The sequence below is a fragment of the Bacteroidota bacterium genome (assembly GCA_039714315.1).
Lineage (GTDB): Bacteria > Bacteroidota > Bacteroidia > Flavobacteriales > JADGDT01 > JADGDT01.
In genome coordinates, this window is the sequence record JBDLJM010000058.1 from 1 (window position 1) to 18,112 (window position 18,112).

11 protein-coding genes are annotated in these 18,112 nt (G+C 34.3%); 10 read left to right on the top strand and 1 reads right to left on the bottom strand.

Going from position 1 to position 18,112, the window contains the following annotated elements; genetic code table 11:
* The 3 genes from ABFR62_07490 to ABFR62_07500 all read left to right on the top strand — a co-directional run.
* Nucleotides 1-1,449, top strand: a 1,449-nt coding sequence (locus ABFR62_07490; protein ID MEN8138258.1) for a glycoside hydrolase family 3 C-terminal domain-containing protein, incomplete at its 5' end; no start/stop codon positions are given.
* 410 nt (nucleotides 1,450-1,859) lie between these two features.
* Nucleotides 1,860-3,167 carry a glucose/galactose MFS transporter gene (gene gluP, locus ABFR62_07495; GenBank protein MEN8138259.1) on the top strand — a complete coding sequence of 436 codons (1,308 nt, stop codon included), beginning with the start codon at nucleotides 1,860-1,862 and terminating at the stop codon, nucleotides 3,165-3,167.
* Nucleotides 3,168-3,292: 125 nt separating this feature from the next.
* Nucleotides 3,293-4,120 (top strand): sugar nucleotide-binding protein, encoded by an 828-nt coding sequence (locus tag ABFR62_07500; GenBank protein MEN8138260.1) that lies wholly within the window; start codon nucleotides 3,293-3,295, stop codon nucleotides 4,118-4,120.
* A 116-nt stretch (nucleotides 4,121-4,236) separates the two neighbouring features.
* Here the strand turns inward: ABFR62_07500 and ABFR62_07505 are convergent, their stop codons facing one another.
* A complete protein-coding gene (locus ABFR62_07505) occupies nucleotides 4,237-5,103 on the bottom strand; it encodes an AraC family transcriptional regulator (protein MEN8138261.1) in 867 nt (288 codons plus the stop codon).
* 137 nt (nucleotides 5,104-5,240) lie between these two features.
* Between ABFR62_07505 and ABFR62_07510 the strand changes: the two genes are divergently transcribed.
* The 7 genes from ABFR62_07510 to ABFR62_07540 all read left to right on the top strand — a co-directional run bounded on the left by ABFR62_07510 (nucleotide 5,241) and on the right by ABFR62_07540 (nucleotide 18,109).
* The gene (locus ABFR62_07510) at nucleotides 5,241-6,407 is read left to right on the top strand and encodes a uroporphyrinogen decarboxylase family protein (GenBank protein ID MEN8138262.1); all 1,167 of its coding nucleotides are present in this window, start codon (nucleotides 5,241-5,243) and stop codon (nucleotides 6,405-6,407) included.
* 146 nt (nucleotides 6,408-6,553) lie between these two features.
* The gene (locus ABFR62_07515; GenBank protein ID MEN8138263.1) at nucleotides 6,554-7,252 is read left to right on the top strand and encodes a ZIP family metal transporter; all 699 of its coding nucleotides are present in this window, start codon (nucleotides 6,554-6,556) and stop codon (nucleotides 7,250-7,252) included.
* A gap of 296 nt (nucleotides 7,253-7,548) precedes the next feature.
* A complete protein-coding gene (locus ABFR62_07520; GenBank protein ID MEN8138264.1) occupies nucleotides 7,549-10,005 on the top strand; it encodes a T9SS type A sorting domain-containing protein in 2,457 nt (818 codons plus the stop codon).
* A 211-nt stretch (nucleotides 10,006-10,216) separates the two neighbouring features.
* Complete coding sequence (locus tag ABFR62_07525; GenBank protein ID MEN8138265.1) at nucleotides 10,217-13,294, top strand: T9SS type A sorting domain-containing protein; 3,078 nt, start codon at nucleotides 10,217-10,219, stop codon at nucleotides 13,292-13,294.
* Between the two features lie 280 nt (nucleotides 13,295-13,574).
* Nucleotides 13,575-14,831 (top strand): MFS transporter, encoded by a 1,257-nt coding sequence (locus ABFR62_07530; protein ID MEN8138266.1) that lies wholly within the window; start codon nucleotides 13,575-13,577, stop codon nucleotides 14,829-14,831.
* Nucleotides 14,832-15,241: 410 nt separating this feature from the next.
* Nucleotides 15,242-15,589 (top strand): PEGA domain-containing protein, encoded by a 348-nt coding sequence (locus ABFR62_07535; protein MEN8138267.1) that lies wholly within the window; start codon nucleotides 15,242-15,244, stop codon nucleotides 15,587-15,589.
* 63 nt (nucleotides 15,590-15,652) lie between these two features.
* Nucleotides 15,653-18,109, top strand: a complete 2,457-nt coding sequence (locus ABFR62_07540) for a glycoside hydrolase family 3 N-terminal domain-containing protein (GenBank protein ID MEN8138268.1) — start codon at nucleotides 15,653-15,655, stop codon at nucleotides 18,107-18,109.
* Nucleotides 18,110-18,112 lie beyond the last annotated feature (3 nt).

Here is an 18,112-nt window from a genome sequence, read left to right on the forward strand (position 1 = left end):
GCTCGCCTTGGAGGTGGAGGATCTGCATCTGTTTCTGCATGTCGTACAGTAAGTCCTCTTAAAGGATTGAAAACTGTTTTCGGAGCTAAATCTGAAATTACATTTATTGAAGGAGCAGGTATTTCGGGCGACCTTCCTGTTGTAAGTAGTGATAACCTTTGGGTTGAAGATGAAAATGGAAAACTAGTACAAGGTTTACATGCCGAATATTTTGATGGACCAAATTTACAGGGAGAAGCACAATGTTCGCGTATTGATGATAAAATTGACTATTCTTGGGGATGGGCTGCACCATGCGATAAAGTAACTAAAAATGGTTATTCTGCACGTTGGACAGGTAAGCTTAAAGCTCCTGAAACAGGAAAATATAAAATTGGTGTTTCGGGTAATGAAGCAGGAATTAGATTATACATCGATGGTAAAAAAGTTGTTGATGCTTGGGGAGATCCTGAAAATGAAATTACAGAAGCTCGTTTTAACTCAATAAACCAGAGTGTTGAAGTTTCGATGAAAGAAGGAGAGTATCACGATATAATTGTTGAATTCCATAAAAAGATGAACCGTAATACAGTTCGTTTAGAGTGGGCTATTCCGAGTAAGAAATCTCCAATTATCGATGCTGTTAAGCTTGCTAAGAAAAGTGAAGTTGCTGTGATTTTTGCAGGTCTTTCTAACTTAATTGAGGGAGGCACAAATGATAGAGGAGAACATGGTGTAGGAGAACTTGGTTTACCTGGAAATCAGGATGCGCTTATTTCTGCTGTAGCAAAAGCAAATCCTAATACTATTGTTGTATTGGTAAATGGTACTCCTGTTGAAATGCCTTGGATAAATGATGTTGCTGCTGTAGTGGAAGCTTTCTATCCTGGTCAGGAAGGTGGTGATGCCATTGCTAATATACTTTCCGGAGCTGTAAATCCTTCAGGAAAATTACCTGATACTTTCGGTAAAAAGCTTGATGATTATTTATCGATGAAGTTTTATCCCGGTGACGAAGAAAAAGGTATTACTGAATACGGAGAAGGCTTAAAAGTTGGTTACCGTCAGTTCGACGAAGATGCTATTGAGCCATTGTTCCCATTTGGATTTGGTCTTTCGTACACTACTTTCGAACTTGGAAACTTAAAAGTTGAGAAAAAAGGAGAAAAAGTATTGGTGTCGGTTGATGTTAAAAATACAGGTGATGTAGCCGGAGCAGAAGTAGCTCAGGTTTATGTTCAGGATGTAGAAGCATCGGTTTTCCGACCAAAAAAAGAACTTAAAGGATTCGAAAAAGTATACCTAAAAGCAGGAGAAACCAAAACCGTAACTGTTGAGTTAGACAAATTTGCATTCTCATATTACGATGATGTAAAGACTCACGACTGGGTGCTGGAAGCGGGAGATTTCAATATTTTGGTTGGTAACTCTTCAAGAAACATTACTCTTAAAGAGAAAATTACATTATAAGGATATAAGGTCGTATCACGACTAACTTTTATAAAAGAGCGTTTGATAATATCAGACGCTCTTTTTTATGCGAAGAATATTCGTTATTGGTGTAACCTGAGTTCGACGAGAGAAATGGAATATAGAAAGTAAACCATAAGTGCTTCTTATTGATTTCACTAATAATGATTTTCATTATACAGTTAAGTTTATTAACTATAAAACAGTTCAACAACTGATTTTGTAAAATTGGTAAGCTGAATCGTTTCATAGACACAAAGTAATCATTGACTTATTATCTCAAATATATGCCATATTGTTTATTACTAATATCAATTTGTGCTTTCATATTTCTTTATATTGCGACTCTTTAGAGATGAAGAGGCACGGTATAGAAGTGCATGAAATAGAAATAAAAAAAATAAATAACGATGAATGAACAAGTAAAGAAGGATTATACTAAGCCTATGATCCTTATGGTGGTAATATTTTTTCTTTTTGGATTTATAACATCAATTAATGGTATTGTACAACCGGCCTTGCAAAAAGTATTTCAGCTGAGTGATTTTAAATCAAACCTTGTAACATTTTCATTCTTTACAGGGTTCGTAGTAGCATCTCCGATAGCTACAAAAATTATTGCTAGTTTAGGATATAAGAAAGATTTGGTAATTGGTCTTTTAGTTATGGCCTTAGGTCTTCTAATATTTTATGTTGATGCCATGATGTTACCGGGTGTTATTGCAAACGGTGGAAACATGGATTTAATGTATTATATCTTCCTATTTGCTACATTGGTGGTTGGATCAGGAGTTACTATACTGCAGGTTGGAGCCAATCCATATGTTGTTGCTTTAGGTGATCCTGAAACAGCTGATAGCCGAGGAAACACAGTTGGATTCTTCAACTCTTCTGCTACAATGATTGGCCCATTATTAATTGGAGGAATTATCTTCTCTGAAACGCTTTCAAAAAAAATGAGTGCAGCTGTTGATGGGCTAAGTTCAGCATTACAAACAGAAATCGTTACAGCTACTCAAATGCCATATTTAGTATTGGTAGTAGCAACTGTAATCATTGCAGTAATATTCTCTTTCCTTCACTTGCCAAAAATCGATTCAGAATCTGAAGAAGGTGAAGTTGTTGAAGGAAATCCTTTAGGCTATAGTCACATGTGGCAAGGTGTTTTAGCTATTTTCATGTATGTAGGTGCAGAGGTAGCAATAGGAAACAACCTTTTCCAGTTAATCAACAGTATGCAGGCAAATGAATCATTTGAATTACCATTTGGTTTAGAAAAATCGGCTTTCGTAGGTATGTACTGGGGTGGTGCAATGGTTGGTCGTTTGGTCGGAATATTTGTTATGAAGAGAATTAAAATCAGTACAGGTTTGAAGTTTACTACGATTATGGCATTGATCTTCATTACTATTGGATTAGTAACTACTAAGCAAATGTCTTTAATTGCGTTTACATCTATCGGGTTATTTAACTCTGTAATGTGGCCTGCTATATTCCCACTTGGAATTGCTAAAATGGGTAAACTTACTAACAAAGCATCAGGATATATGATGATGGGTGTATTTGGTGGTGCTCTTCTTCCTTTAATGGTTGGTTTCATAGCTGATAGTATTGGAAGTATGCAAATGGCTTATGGAATTCTATTAGTAGCTTACGGTTACTTATTCTATTATGCAGTAAGTGGAAGTAAGGTGAAATCTCACCCTAAATTAGACTAAGTTTATTAAAACTTATAGCAATTTGAATTCAAATTGCTATATAATTAATAATATATGCCACTGTGATTTTTTCACGGTGGCTTTTTTGTTTCTATATTTATAGACTATCACAATATTAATCAAATATGAAGAAGATTCTAGTTACCGGAGCCAGTAGTTATGTTGGAGCTCGTCTTTATGACGATTTCAAAAATAGATACTCTGTTAAGGGAACATATTTAAAGAATCAGTTTTATAGCGATTTAATAAAGCTGGATATGAGAGATAAGTATCAGGTAGAAAAAGTTGTTGTAGAGCAGTCTCCTGATGTTATAGTGCATGTTGCTGCTAATGCCGGAGCTGCTTGGTGTGAGAAAAACAAGGAAGCAGCAATTGAGATAAATCAAAAGAGTGTCGGGTATTTTTGTGATACAGCAAATAAAGTTGGAGCCAAATTGATATTCATTTCTTCATTTGCAGCTATAAATCATAAAACTGTTTATGCCGAAACAAAACGAGGGGCAGAAAAAATTATAGAGCAAAAGTCGAATGATTATTTAATTATCCGCCCGGCACATATAGTAGGTTATAGTCCCAATACTAAAAACGACAGACAGTTCAACCGATTTTTGAATAATATAACTGAAACTACTCCGGCAGTATATGATTCTTCATGGAAATTCCAGCCTACTTATCTTAAACATATCTCGGAGCTTATTAATGAGGCTATAAAGAAAAAATTAACCGGACTTACTATAAATGTGGCAGTACCGGAATTAAAAACCCGATTCGATTTGGCAAAAGATATCTTATCTCCTTTTGAGATAGACGTAACATCTAAAAATGCAAATGATAATACCCCGTCCTTTAACGAAGATTTATCAGAACTTTCGAAATTAGATTTGCCTGAGTATTCTTATGAAGAGATGATAAATGATATCCACAAAGAACTAAAAAAATTAGGTTATTTATAGCGTTTATTGGTGCTATATTACTTTGACAAAAAGTGATTTTTAATTGTCACTTTGCGTATTGTGTAAAACAGTTTCTTTCTTTTATTTTTGATGGTTATAGTGAGTGCTATAAACTATTAATTAGTTTTGAATTTATTACGATAATCAGTAGGTAACATATCTTTTTGTTTAGCAAATTGAGTATAAAAGTTAGGCATTGTATTGAAACCACAGTCGAACGCAATCTCTTCAATAAGATTATTAGTGTGGATTAGTAAATAACAAGCTCTATTTATCCTGATTTCAGAAATGTATTGAGATAAAGTTTTTGATGTTCGTTGCTTAAAATATCTGCAAAATGAGTTTGGAGCCAGATTGCTAAAGTCGGCAATAGTTTCAAGTTTTATTTTATTCTGATAATTTTTGCTAATGTAATCGATACATTTCACCAATCGATCTCGATCATCATTATTATCAAATTTATTATTGAAATTCTTTAAAATATATTTAGAGGTTTTGATTTGCGACATCTTATCCAGCAACTTTATAGTGTCAGTGAACTTAGCAAAACCTTTACCATTGGCAATTTTAATGAAACTTTCTTTTAACTCTATTGCACTTTTTTTATTAAAATGAATGCATTTGTTCGAATTGATCAATAAGTCTTTTATTCCTCTAAATTCGGGTATGTTAAATAGTTTTTGTGAAATTAAACTACTATCTATAAATAACACTATGTATTCGAATTTTTGATTTATGTCGTGGTTGTGGGGTTTATTATTCATCCAAATATGTTCTACTTCAGAACCAATCACTACTAAATCATCTTTATCAAAGTTTTCAATACTTTCTCCAATAATACGAGTACCGTGCCCTTCTAAAATATATATTATTTCAATCTCTGGATGATAATGAAGAGGTGTGTCAAGAGAATCCTTTTTATGAAGAAAAGTCAAAAAAGTCTCGTCCTTCGAATAGTCTAATAGCTCATATAATGCATTCATCTTATAATTTATATTATTATTATCTTATCACAAACATACAACAATGATGGTAATATAAATTACTTTGTTGTATATATACATAAATTATAGCTGTGTTATTTTTTATTTATTGCTGAAAAATATTAAAAAGTATTATTATGTGTAAAGTAAATATGACTGGTAGGGAGCGAATGAATATGGCCATGAACAAGGAACATCCTGATAGAGTTCCTGTAATGGCTCAGTTTAGTATCGGATTTATGATACAACAATTAAAAGAACATCCGAGTATTACTCCAATGGAGTTATGGAATGATGCTGACAAGTTTGCTGAAGCATTAATTTGGTTGAGAGAAAGATTCGAATTTGATGGAATACTATGTGGTATTCACGGGCAAGATCCTAATTGGAGAGATAAGGTTACTGTGGAGATGGTTGACGGTATTGAAGTTGCAACTTTCCACGATCGTAAAGAAATATATGTTGATGATGATTTACCTGTAGGTAAGTTTTTTAAGGAAACACTTGTTGATATTGATACTTTTGATCCGACAACAATTCCTGATGAATTAGATTTTATTTCAGCGTCTAAAGATTGTTATGTTAATATCTTCCCTGATGATAAGTATAGAGTGTTTGATATTCTTGAAGAAAAACTAAAAGGAGAGTTTTCGATACACGGAGAAGTATCATCGCCTTTAGATTACCTTTTAGATTTATTAGGGTACGAAAACGCCCTTATGGCAATGATGACACACCCTGATAAATGTAAAGATATTCTACAAAGATATACAGTTGGGGTTATAAATATGGCTGAAGGTATTTGTGATCAAAATTCTGTTGATGCAATTAAAATTTCTTCTCCTTTTGCAGGTAGTGATTTTATTTCACCCGAAAGTTATAGAGAGTTCGAATTACCATACGTTACTCAATTAGCTACGGCTGTTAAGAATAAAGGGAAATTCGTATATATTCATACTTGTGGACATATCAACGACAGATTGGAAATGATGGCAGAGTCAGGAGTTTCAGGATTAGAATGTTTAGATCCAGAGCCAATTGGAAACGTTGCCTTAGATGATGCATTTAATCGTATTGGAGATGATATGTTTATTAAAGGAAATGTAGATTCAGTTCATACTTTGCTTAATGGTAGCGACGAAAAAGTACTAAAAGATGTAAGTGATAGAGTGAAAATAGGAATGAAAAACAAAGGGTATATTCTTAGTACTGCATGTTCTATTGCTCCTAAAGTATCAGAGAAAAATGTTGCTATTTTAGCTAAAATAGCGAAGGAGATTGGAAATTATAAAGAAGAAGAGTAATCTCTAGTTCTTATTAGATATTTCACATAAATAATTCAGGGTAAAAGCATTTAACTTTTGTAAGTAAATATTTTTGCCCTGTTTTCTAATACCTTTTACAAGATTAATAGGATAATTATTAAGGAGTAGACTTCTTAAATAGGGATATGAGTTATATAATACTTTTTTCAGCAATAATAATCGGTGTAGTTACAGGAGAAGTGCTAAAGAAGCAAAAGAAGATAGAAGGATTGTTTCTAACTTTTAGTGGAGCTTTTTTATTGGCAATAACAATTTTTCATTTGTTGCCAAATGTGTATAAAAAGGGAGGTTTTGATATCGGGATATTTATTATGATCGGTATTTTTCTTCAGATATTATTGGAGTATGTATCAAAAGGATTGGAGCATGCCCATCACGATAATCACAAAGAAAATCTCAATCACACTTTTACAGTTCCAATGTTTTTGAGTATTTCTGTTCATGCGTTTTTAGAAGGAGCTCCGGTACACAATCATGGACATTTTATTGAAGATATTAGTAACCCAATTCTTCTGGGTATTTTTTTACATAAAATTCCTATTTCATCAATTATATTTATTTCATTTCGCAAGAGTGGTTATTCCAAAAAGTTTTCTGTTGCAATGTTAGCATTATTTGGGTTAATGACTCCTGCAGGAAGTTACTTTGTAAGTAAGGTACCTGTATTATTTCAGTATTCTCCACAAATAAATGCAGTCGTTATAGGTATATTTCTTCATATAAGTACTGTAATTTTATTTGAAAGCGATCATGGACATAAGTTTAATGCTGCTAAGCTTATAGTTGTAGCATCAGCAACGTCTATTGTATATTTTTTATTCTAATATCACTATATACCATATACATTTTACTTATACAGGAGATGGTATAATTCCAATTGCATAGATATCAAATGTTAGTTATGGAGAATTGGAAAATAAGAAGAAAAATACAACTGTTGCCTTACCACGTGTAATAGAATGCTTCTAGATTCTAAGTGTTAATTATGTATGATTCATTCTTTTGTCAATTTATGTTGTGTTAGTGCCATTTTGTTTATTGCGTAAATAATTGAGTTTAGCTTTATTTGAAAATAGATATTGTAACTAATAATAGGTTACTGTTAAGAAAATCGAAAACTATGAAAATTTTTAACTCATTAAAAAGTAAACTAAAGGGCATCGCTCTTTTATCAATGCTTTTTGTGTCGTCATTTACAATGGCACAAACAATAAACCCTGCCGATGGAGCAGTTTTATACAGTAACGAAGTGGTGTCTTTCGATTGGTATTTCGATACGGGAGTTGCTGACCTTACACATACTCTTTATGTTATTAACCCTGATAAAACAGAAACGTCTTTGGGGGCTGGTTTTGCAAACGGACAAAATCATGCTGTAGGTAAAGTGTTTGAAGTAGGAGAGTACCAGTGGTATCAAAAAGCGTGGAACGGAACACTTTATAAGTCGGAATACCGTAGTTTTACAGTAGTAGAAGGTAATGTACCAGTGTTTGCCCCCGAAGATGGAGGTGAATTTCACCCAAATCAAATTTTATCGTTCGATTGGTTTGTACCTGTAACAGCAACGGCAAACAAACTTGTAGTTTATGCATCAGATGGATCTGTTTATTTCGAGTCGGTTAATGTAGCTGGTGGACAACAGCATATTGAAGGTGGTAAATTTGTAAACGATACTTATACGTGGAAAGGTATTTATACCGATGGAGGCGTTGAGGCAGAAACTGCTGAATACACTTTTTCTACTGTAGGAGATGCTAATACTACTGTAATTGAGCAGTATGGTATTACTTGGTATATAAAAGGTACACCTGAGTATGGAAAGTACGCAAATGGAGAATATTGGGTAGTAGGACCAATTGAGCTGGTTAAAATTACACCTCAGTCTATTCAGTATGAAATGACAACTTTACCAAATGGCGATCCTCTTCCAGCCGGTGTTCAACCTTACAATGTTAATAGAATTATTAACGGATCGATGATTAATCCGGAAACTGTTTCAGATGCTGCGGGTAATGTTAATTGGAGTCATGGTTTTGATGACGAGTTGGCAATATGGAAGCCTGTTTCAAATAGTTATCCTGAGCGTGTAGCTGCTTATGCACAGTATAAATCGTGGTATAAAGAAGAATTGAATATAGCACGTGTTGATGTTGGTGGTGTTTATGAACCAATTAGTGAAGCACATTCACGTTCTGTAGCGGTGAACAGTTCGATAGTTTCATCAATCAGTTGCGATGTACCGGATCGTCCTGTTTTAGAAGTAACAGCTATTTTAACTGTAGTTGCAGAGGCCGATAAACCTGTTGCAGGAGATTTTAGACCGCCATATTCGGGGTACGATAAAAAATCGAAATACAATGTTAGCGATTTAGATTATTCGGCACTGAAAACATTAGAGCCTACGCCTAACATGATTGATTTAGAAACAGCAGAGGCTTTATTTGAACGTAACTGGATTGATATATTATCCGACTGGCAAAATGAGTTTTTGCATGCTAAACAAAATATGCAGGCTAGTTACGGTGCAAATGTTGCATCAGCAATTAGTCACGGTGCCGTAGCGTTAAATACAGAGTATGGAAACGGAACAGCTGATAAAGAAATATTGTTGAAGAGAATGACACAGTTGGGACTCGATTTATATGGAGTTGTTACTACAGCAGGTGGTTGGAGAACTTTTCAGAATAACGGAGGATTGTTGCCAGGTAGAAAGTTGCCTATTATGATTGCCGGAAAAGTGTTAAACGACACACACATGCTTAACATTAAAACTGAACATCCTGAAATTCATTTTCACGAAGAAGATCAAACTTTTTATGTAACGCAGGCAGATATTGATATGTCAAATAGTACTTCCTGGAATCCTGATAGTAGAGATGCTATTAACATGCCATACGAAGCAAGCGATATAAATTTACCTGAGTGGGGTATCCGTCACGCAACCAATCCAGAGATTGAAAATAAATATTGGGATTGTGTTTATCGTCGTTGTTGTAACGAAAGTGGTTTGCAAGGATCTGTCTTAGCAGCACACGCAATGGGCTTAGTTGAAGATTGGGGCCATGATGCATATTTCGATTATATGGATAGATATCTTTCTGTTGAAAAGCAGTTATGGTTTATCGAAGGAGAAGATGTGAAATTTGATGTTACCGAGAATAAATCAGGTCTTTATGGTAGAGGTGTTACTAACTCTTTTGTTGAAATGTACGGGATGAATGAAATGTGGGTTAAGCACCGTGCTACATTTGGTCCGGAATGGAAACGAACAGACGAAACAGATATCTACAGCAACGGATCAAGAGAAGGTTCAGGTTTAGGTATTTTGGAGAATGAAGAACTTAAATTATCAATAATTCCTAATCCGGTAGTTGATGGGAGTTTTGCAGTTGATGCTGTTAAAGGAAACTACACGATGGAAATATTTGATCTAAATGGCAGGATTGTTTATTACAGTAATAAGTTAAATGGAGAAAGCAATATTTCTACCGAAAACTTAAAATCAGGCGTTTATTTTGTAAAAGTATTAACTGAAAATAATAAAAATTACAGAGCTAAGCTTATTATAAAGCAGTAGGCTATTAAGTTACTTTTAATAAAAACAGCGGTAGTCAGGTTTTGGCTATCGCTGTTTTTTTGAATAATTGAGTAGTTTTTCAAACAAAATTGAGACTAATAATGTAAAGTCTTAATGACAAAAAGTAGAATAATAGTGCCAAAAAGTGTATGGTGTTGGTTTTGTTTTATGTTGTTATTTGTATTATTAAATTAACAATTATCAAAATAATATGAAAAATTTTAACTTAATAAGTATAAGAACAACAGGATTGTCTCTTGTATTAATATTGATGTTTTCGCTGTCATCTAGTGTTTTGTTGGCACAAACATTTACCGAGTTTACTGGTCTTAGTGCTGATAGGTCGATATACGAAGATGGTAGTTTTTATAAAGCTAGTATTACAGATGCTGAAGATATGATGGGGACTATTACCACTGCAGATAACCCTGTATCATTTATAGTGCCTTTCGAATTACCGACTGTAGTTACAGGAGAAATTGTTAATGATGCTAAATTCAAGTTTTCTTTCTACGGAAACAAAAGTGTTGCTAAAGTACGATTAGAGGTCTTATCAATGAAATCATCTTCTGTAGTAGAGGGAGGATTTGTATCAGAAACTTCAGCAGAAGTAATTTCTGATGTGTTTATCGATTTAAAAACAGCAGGAGCAGGAACAATTGGTGAGCCTATAACTATTGAAACTGATGATATGAAATTAACTTCATTCATTAATAATGCGATAACTGATATTGATAATAAATTTATTTTCTTTAGGTTAACACCTTATAAGGTCGATGAAGATTGGAAATCATGGGAGTACCTTAGAGTAAAAACATCTGACTCTGATACCCCACCTGTGTTATCATTGGCAATTGGATTGCCATTAGAAGAAACAGCTCCGGTTATTGATCCTGTTGATGATATTTTGGCTTATACAGGTATGCAAGGTGGTGTTCGTGTAACTGCTAATGACGTAAACAAGGGTGATATTATCACTTTTTCTTTAAAAGATAATGCTTTAGATTATGTTTCTATTATAGATAATGGAGATGGAACCGCAAATGTTGTAGTTTCAGATCAAACTGTTACTTCTGATGAAGGAGAACACACAATCACAGTTGTAGCTACAGATAACAGTGGTGCAGGAGATGGTGGTGCAAATTTATCAAGTGAATTATCATTTAAACTTACAATAGAAGAAGCTATTATTACTGAGATACAGCAAAACGGAATTACATGGCGTATTCTTGGAGATGTAAAACACGGTACTTATGTAAAAGGAGATAATTGGGTTGAAGGACCTATTACAATCTTAGAGATTTTACCAAAATCAGAAAAGGTTACTATGCACATGAAGCCTTATGATACAGCACCTTATGATCAAACCTATGATCAGGTTGCTACAGCATCCGATGCTACTTATTCGTTTGAGCGTGTAATTAATGGAACGATGATAAATCCTACACCTGATACCAAATGTATGATAGGTTATGATTCTGAAACTGTACGTTGGAATATGGTAGAAGGAAATCATCCTGTGAATGGAAAACAAGGACGAAACCGTACCTATGCTCAAAATATTCATACTTATGATGAGGCCTTAAATGCTGCCCGTATTGATGTTGATGGAGTTTATGAAGCAATTTCTTCGGCACATCCGCGAGAAGTAGCTGTAAATTCATCTATAGTATCTACGATTAGTTTAGATATACCAAGTCGTCCGTTTATGAAAACCAATGCAACTTTAACAGTTGTAGAGCAAGCAGAGGCTACAAAGCTTCAAGCAGCTGAAGGAGAATATTTTCGTCCTGGATATGTTGGTGATAACGCTAAAGTTTCTGAATACAAAATTTCTGATTTAGACTTATCTGTTTTAGGTAATTTATCACGTACCGATAGCATGCTTCCTTACAATAGAGTTGAAGATTTATTTGGTTTGCAACGCTTAGATTATCAAGCCGAATGGAATGGTGAGTTTATATTATCGTACGAAAATACAAAAGGAGGTACTTATGGAGCCGATTTAGCAGCTACTATTGGTTTAGGAGCATTGGCTTTAAATACTGATTATAGCGATGAAGGTATTACCTTAGAAGATAAGAGAAGTCTATTAGCAAGTATGGTTCAGTATGGTATAGATTTATATACTGCAGTTACCGATCCTAATGATGGTGATATTTTATTCCGATCAAATGGAGGATTACGTACAGGTAGAAAATTGCCAATACTTATGGCTGGTAAGGTACTTGGAAATAATGATATGCTAAATATAGCAACAGATCATCCCGAAATTTTATTTAGCGAAGATCAACAGACTTTTTATGTTCAACAAAGTGATATTGATGATACAAATAAGGAAGCTACTGGTTGGGTTGCATACCCTCGTAACGAGTTTACTCATCCTGGAGAAACTAATTGGACTTATGATACACGAGACGATAGATATTATTGGTATCCAAAAGGTCAGGCTTTAGGAGATGTTTCTTCAGATTTGAGTTTCGATGATTTTAAAAAAGGAGGTAGTGAAACAGGTATTTCTGACGATGTTTATAATAATTTAGGATTATCTTGGGTTCAAGCTGATTTAGGTATGCCTGAATGGGGAATTCGTCATGGTGTTGTAGCAGCTGGTATAACTTACACGCATGCTTCTCATAAATTTTGGGAAACGTCGTATCGTAGGTGTTGTAATCACAGTTCATTACAAGGTCAGATTTTAGCTGTATATGCAATGGGGCTAGTTGAAGTTTGGAATCATCCTGCTATTTTTGATTATATGGATCGTATGGTATCTAATGAGTTACAACTTACTAAGGAAAATGAAATTGATTTTGACGATGCAAAATATGGAAGATGGCACCCCAATTTAAAAGGTCAGAAGCCTGCTTTAATGGGACGTGGTATTATTCCTGGAGCAACAGGAACCCAGTTTTACTACACCTATGGTGCACATACAATGTACAAGCGTCACAGAGCCTCTTTTGGTCCGGAATGGATAAGATTTGATGAAACTGATATTTATAGTAATGGAGAAAGAAGAGATCCAAACTTAAGTATTTCAGAGAACGAAAAAATTGAATTATCATTAGTTCCAAATCCTGTAGCAAATGGTAGTTTTAGAGTAGAGTCTGTTAAAGGAGATTATAGTATAGTAATATATGATATCAACGGTAGAGTTGTTTATTCTAACAATCGACTAAATAAGTCTTCTGTTATTTCTACTGAAAAATTGAAATCGGGAGTTTATATAGTGAAAGTGAAACAAGATAATAGTAAAGAATTCAGTAGTAAACTTGTTGTAAAGTAGTAGTCTATTAAGTGAACTTTAATAAAAACAGCGGTAGTCAAGTTTTGGCTATCGCTGTTTTTTTTGCGGTTAACCTGGTATTGCTATAAAGATAAAATCAGTATTACCAAAAGTTGCCAGTTTGTGTTGTTGAACTGTCATTTGATGTATTTTTTTTATTAATATTTATATCTACTCTTGAATAAATTTATACACCGACTATTTGTATCAAATAAACAAACGAATATTACCGCCATATAATATGAAGGTATACTATATTTTAATATTTAAACACTAAAAAATGAGTATTTCAAAACAAAAATCAAGTAATTATTTCTTTCCCTTAATGATTGTTGGAATAATGTATTTTGCAGTTGGATTTGGAGTAGGAATAAGTGGATTCCTGACTCCTGCATTAAAATCTGCATTCGATTTATCAATAGGGCAATCTTATCTGGTAACTGCTGCTATATTTTCAGCATTCGTGATTTTTGGAGGTCCATCGGGTTGGGTAATAAAAAAAATAGGATATAAATTATCAATGATGTTAGCCTTTTTTATAATGGCTATTGGTATGTTCCTTTTTGTTCCATCAGCAAATGCCGAGAGTTTCCCTATATTTTTATTCGCACTATTTGTAGGAGGAATGGGAAATACTCTTTTACAGGCTTCTATTAACCCTTATGTTACTTTAATTGGACCTATCGAAAGTACGGTAATGCGTATGAGTTTAATGGGAATAATGAATAAAGGAGCATGGTGGATAGCGCCACTGTTTTTAGGCTTTTTTATCGATTTGCAGGATGTTAAACTGGATGATATAGTTTTCCCGTTTTATATTGTTACGGGGATAATGATATTTCTGGGAGTATTTACTTACTTCTCTAAGTTACCTGAAGTTAAAGCCGAAGGAGAGGAGAATAATGAAGTAGTAGAGGAAGATTCAACTACTAGTTATGCCTATGGGAAAACCAGCATTATGCAGTTTCCTCATTTATTACTGGGTGTAGTTGCAATATTTATTTTTGTAGGTATCGAAACTTTACCGATGACATCTATTATTGATTTCGCACGCGCTACTTTTGGTGATAATGATCCTGATTTGGCAGGGTATTCCAAGTACGTAAGTATAGGATTAATACTCGGATATATCTTTGGTGCATTGGCAATACCTAAGTTGATTTCTCAAACAAAAGCTTTGATCTTATTTACATTAATCGGGATAGGATCAACAACTTTATTAGTTTTCTCGCCTGCACAATATGCATTTTACGCATTATTGTTTGTAAGTTTTTCGAATTCAATAATGTGGGGAGCTATTTGGCCATTGGCAATTGAGGATCTTGGAAAATTCACAAAAAAGGGATCGTCTTTACTTGTAACAGGTATTGTTGGAGGAGCAGTAATTCCATTAATTTTCGGATTCTTAGTCGATTTTATTAAAGGTAGTGCCGAAATAGCAACTGTCGATAATTATCAAATGGCTTATTTGATATTGTATCCTTGTTATTTATTCCTTTTATACTTTGCAGTATCAGGTCATAAAATTAGACGATAAATTATATATAGATTATTTTATTTAATCCGTGCATCAGTGGAAAAATTATTCGCCACAGATGCACGGTTTTTTAATTAATCGCGGTTTATTCACTTCTTTACTACTTCACTATTTCACCACTTCACTACCTGAGTTAATGACAAAAAGTAGAATAATAGTGTCAAAAGGTGTATGGTATTATTTTGATTAATGTTGTTATTTGCGAAGGTAAAAATATGTAGAATGAAACCGACATGCAAAATATCTGTCTACACAAGGGGATGATATTAGGAGGTTCCATCAGACCAAAACATAAAATTATTAACTGATGAAACGAGCATGACAAAATTTTAACAATTTTGACCCACAGGGGAATGTTAAAATTTTGTTTTGCGAACACCATCTGACCAAAACATACAAATAATTAACAGATGAAATTATTGAATATAAAATTAGTGGCTTTTGCAATCGTTGGTACTATTTTGGTATCTAGCTGTTCGAGCACAACTATTATAACTGCCTCGAATGTCGAAAAAGCAGAAGTGTATATAGGAGGAGAGCTTGTTGGTGTAACTCCTTATAAACACACTGATAAAGAAAAATGGGGGGCTTCAACATTGCTTCAGTTAGATAAAGAAGGTTATCATTCGTATTTTGGGAGATTGAATAAAAAATGGTTCTCAGGATATCAAGACAGTATATCTGTAAAGTTGTATGATGAAGGAGGTAAGATTAAGAAAAACGAACTTGATTCTAAAAATCAGGGTCAGACAATGTAAAATACATTGATGTGTTTAGCTTAAAATATTAAATAAGGAAGGATTAAATTTAATAATAATAAAATGACAAAAGTTTCTAAATTACTATTAGCAGTAGTGTTATCATTTTCGTCACTTACATCTTTTGCTCAAGATAAGAGCGACATTTACAAGGATGGATGGATTGACATGAATAAAAATGGTAAAAAAGACGTTTACGAAGATAAAAGTAAGTCGAACGACGAACGTATTAAAGATCTTATGGGTCAGATGACACTTGATGAGAAAGTAATGCAGGTTACTACTCTTTACGGGTACGGAAGAATTTTGCAAGATGAGCGTCCTACCGAAGAGTGGAAAACCAGAGTTTGGAAAGATGGTATTGGAAATATCGATGAACACGTAAATGCTTATTCAAACAAATTTGGAATTTTCAATGAGTCTTCCTTCCCTTATTCAGAGCATGCAAAAACTACAAACCTTGTACAAAAGTGGTTTTTAGAAGAAACTCGTTTGGGGATTCCTGTCGATTTTACTAACGAAGCAATGTATGGTGTAAAACATGAAAAATCAACAATGGTTGCTGGTCCTATTTGTCGTGCATCTGCTTGGGATAGAGATCTTGAGTACCGTGTTGGTACAATGTATGCTAAAGAAGCTCGTGCTTTAGGATATGATAATATTTATGCTCCAATGTTGGATGTAGCACGTTTGGCTAACTGGGCTCGTGTTGCTCAAACTTATGGAGAGGATCCTTATTTGGTGTCTCAAATGGGGTTACAGATGGTAAATGGTCTTCAGGATCACAATGTTGCATCTACTCCAAAACACTTCTTGGGGTATTCAGTAGTTATGGGAGGTAGAGATGGTAATTCTCGTGTTGATCCGCAAATTCCATTACGCGATTATTGGAATCTTATTGCTGAGCCATGGAGAGTTGCAGTAGTTGAAGGTAAATTAATGGGATTAATGATTACTTACGCTGACTATGATGGTGAGCCAATTATTGATTCTGATTACTGGATGAACAGAATGTTAAGAGAACAGTGGGGCTTTAAAGGATATACGGTATCTGATTCTGATGCTCTTGAGTATTTAGATAAAAAACACATGACAGCTTCTTCGTATCCTGATGGAATTGCACGTGCTTTTAAAGCCGGATTAAATATGCGTACTACATTTACAGTACCTGAGCAGTTTACTGAGGCTATGCACAAAGCGCTTGACCAGAAATTACTTACTGAAGAAGAGCTTGACGTTCGTGTTGCTGAAGTATTAGACGTTAAATTCCGTTTAGGTTTATTCGATGAGCCTTTAGTAGCAGACGAAATGGCTGCTGATAAAATTGTAAAATCAGAAGAGCATAAAGCACTTGCTTTAGAAACATCGCGTAAGGCGATGGTATTGTTGAAAAACTACCGTCGTACACTTCCTTTCCATAAAGATGAGTATAAAAGTATTGCCCTTATCGGTGCATTGGCTGATAATAAAAAAGATATGAACCCAACTATGTATTCAGGATATAACCAAGATCCTATTACTGTTAAGGAAGGTTTAGAAAAAGTAATTAAAGATTTAGGTGTTGATATTAAAATCAACTATGCTAAAGGTGTTGATGTAACTGATGCACATTTCCCTGAAAGTGATGTAATGGATTTCCCTTTAACATCTAAAGAAGAAAAGGAAATTGAAGAAGCTATTGAAGCTGCTAAAAAATCGGAAGTTGTTGTAATGGTTGTAGGTGATAACCTAAAATCGCAAGGTGAATCTCAGTCTCGTGTTGAGTTGAAATTACCAGGTCATCAACAAAAAATGTTACAGGCAGTACACGATGCAGTACCAAACAAAAACTTTATTTTGGTATTGATGAGTGGTAGAGCAGTGCAGTTAAACTGGGCTGATAAAAACTGTCAGTCTATTCTTGAAGCATGGATTGCAGGAGAATATGCAGGTCAGGCTATTGCTGAAACTTTATTCGGTATTAATGCTCCTTCAGGAAAAACTCCTGTTACATTCCCAAAACATGTTGGACAAATTGTACAAGCATTCCCTCGTAAGCCGGGTGCTGATGGAGACGGACACGCACGTGTAAACGGAGATCTTTATCCATTCGGACACGGATTGGCTTATACTCACTTCGAGTACAAAAACATGAAAGTTGTTAAGAAGGAAGTTGATGGACAGGAAATTTTCGAAGTATCTGCAAAAATCAGAAATGCAGGATGGAGAGATGGAACTGAGATTGTTCAGCTTTATGTTCGCGATGAATTATCGAGTGTAACAACTTACGAGCTTAATCTAAAAGGATTTGAAAGAGTAGACCTTAAACGTGGCGAAACTAAAGAAGTTAAGTTTACAGTACGTCCGGTTGATTTGGCTTTATATAACAGAGAGTATAAATTCGTTACCGAAAAAGGAGAGTTTACTATCTCGTTGGGAGCATCATCTCAGGATATTCGTTTAAAAAAGAGAGTGAGTATTGATAAAGACTATACGGACTTTGATAAATCACATAATTACTTTGAGCGTTTAGTGAAGTAATTA

Coding starts and splice junctions, on each gene's coding strand:
- gluP (MEN8138259.1), top strand. CDS start 1,860: ATGAATGAACAAGTAAAGAAGGATTATACTAAGCCTATGATCCTTATG.
- ABFR62_07500 (MEN8138260.1), top strand. CDS start 3,293: ATGAAGAAGATTCTAGTTACCGGAGCCAGTAGTTATGTTGGAGCTCGT.
- ABFR62_07505 (MEN8138261.1), bottom strand. CDS start 5,103: ATGAATGCATTATATGAGCTATTAGACTATTCGAAGGACGAGACTTTT.
- ABFR62_07510 (MEN8138262.1), top strand. CDS start 5,241: ATGTGTAAAGTAAATATGACTGGTAGGGAGCGAATGAATATGGCCATG.
- ABFR62_07515 (MEN8138263.1), top strand. CDS start 6,554: ATGAGTTATATAATACTTTTTTCAGCAATAATAATCGGTGTAGTTACA.
- ABFR62_07520 (MEN8138264.1), top strand. CDS start 7,549: ATGAAAATTTTTAACTCATTAAAAAGTAAACTAAAGGGCATCGCTCTT.
- ABFR62_07525 (MEN8138265.1), top strand. CDS start 10,217: ATGAAAAATTTTAACTTAATAAGTATAAGAACAACAGGATTGTCTCTT.
- ABFR62_07530 (MEN8138266.1), top strand. CDS start 13,575: ATGAGTATTTCAAAACAAAAATCAAGTAATTATTTCTTTCCCTTAATG.
- ABFR62_07535 (MEN8138267.1), top strand. CDS start 15,242: ATGAAATTATTGAATATAAAATTAGTGGCTTTTGCAATCGTTGGTACT.
- ABFR62_07540 (MEN8138268.1), top strand. CDS start 15,653: ATGACAAAAGTTTCTAAATTACTATTAGCAGTAGTGTTATCATTTTCG.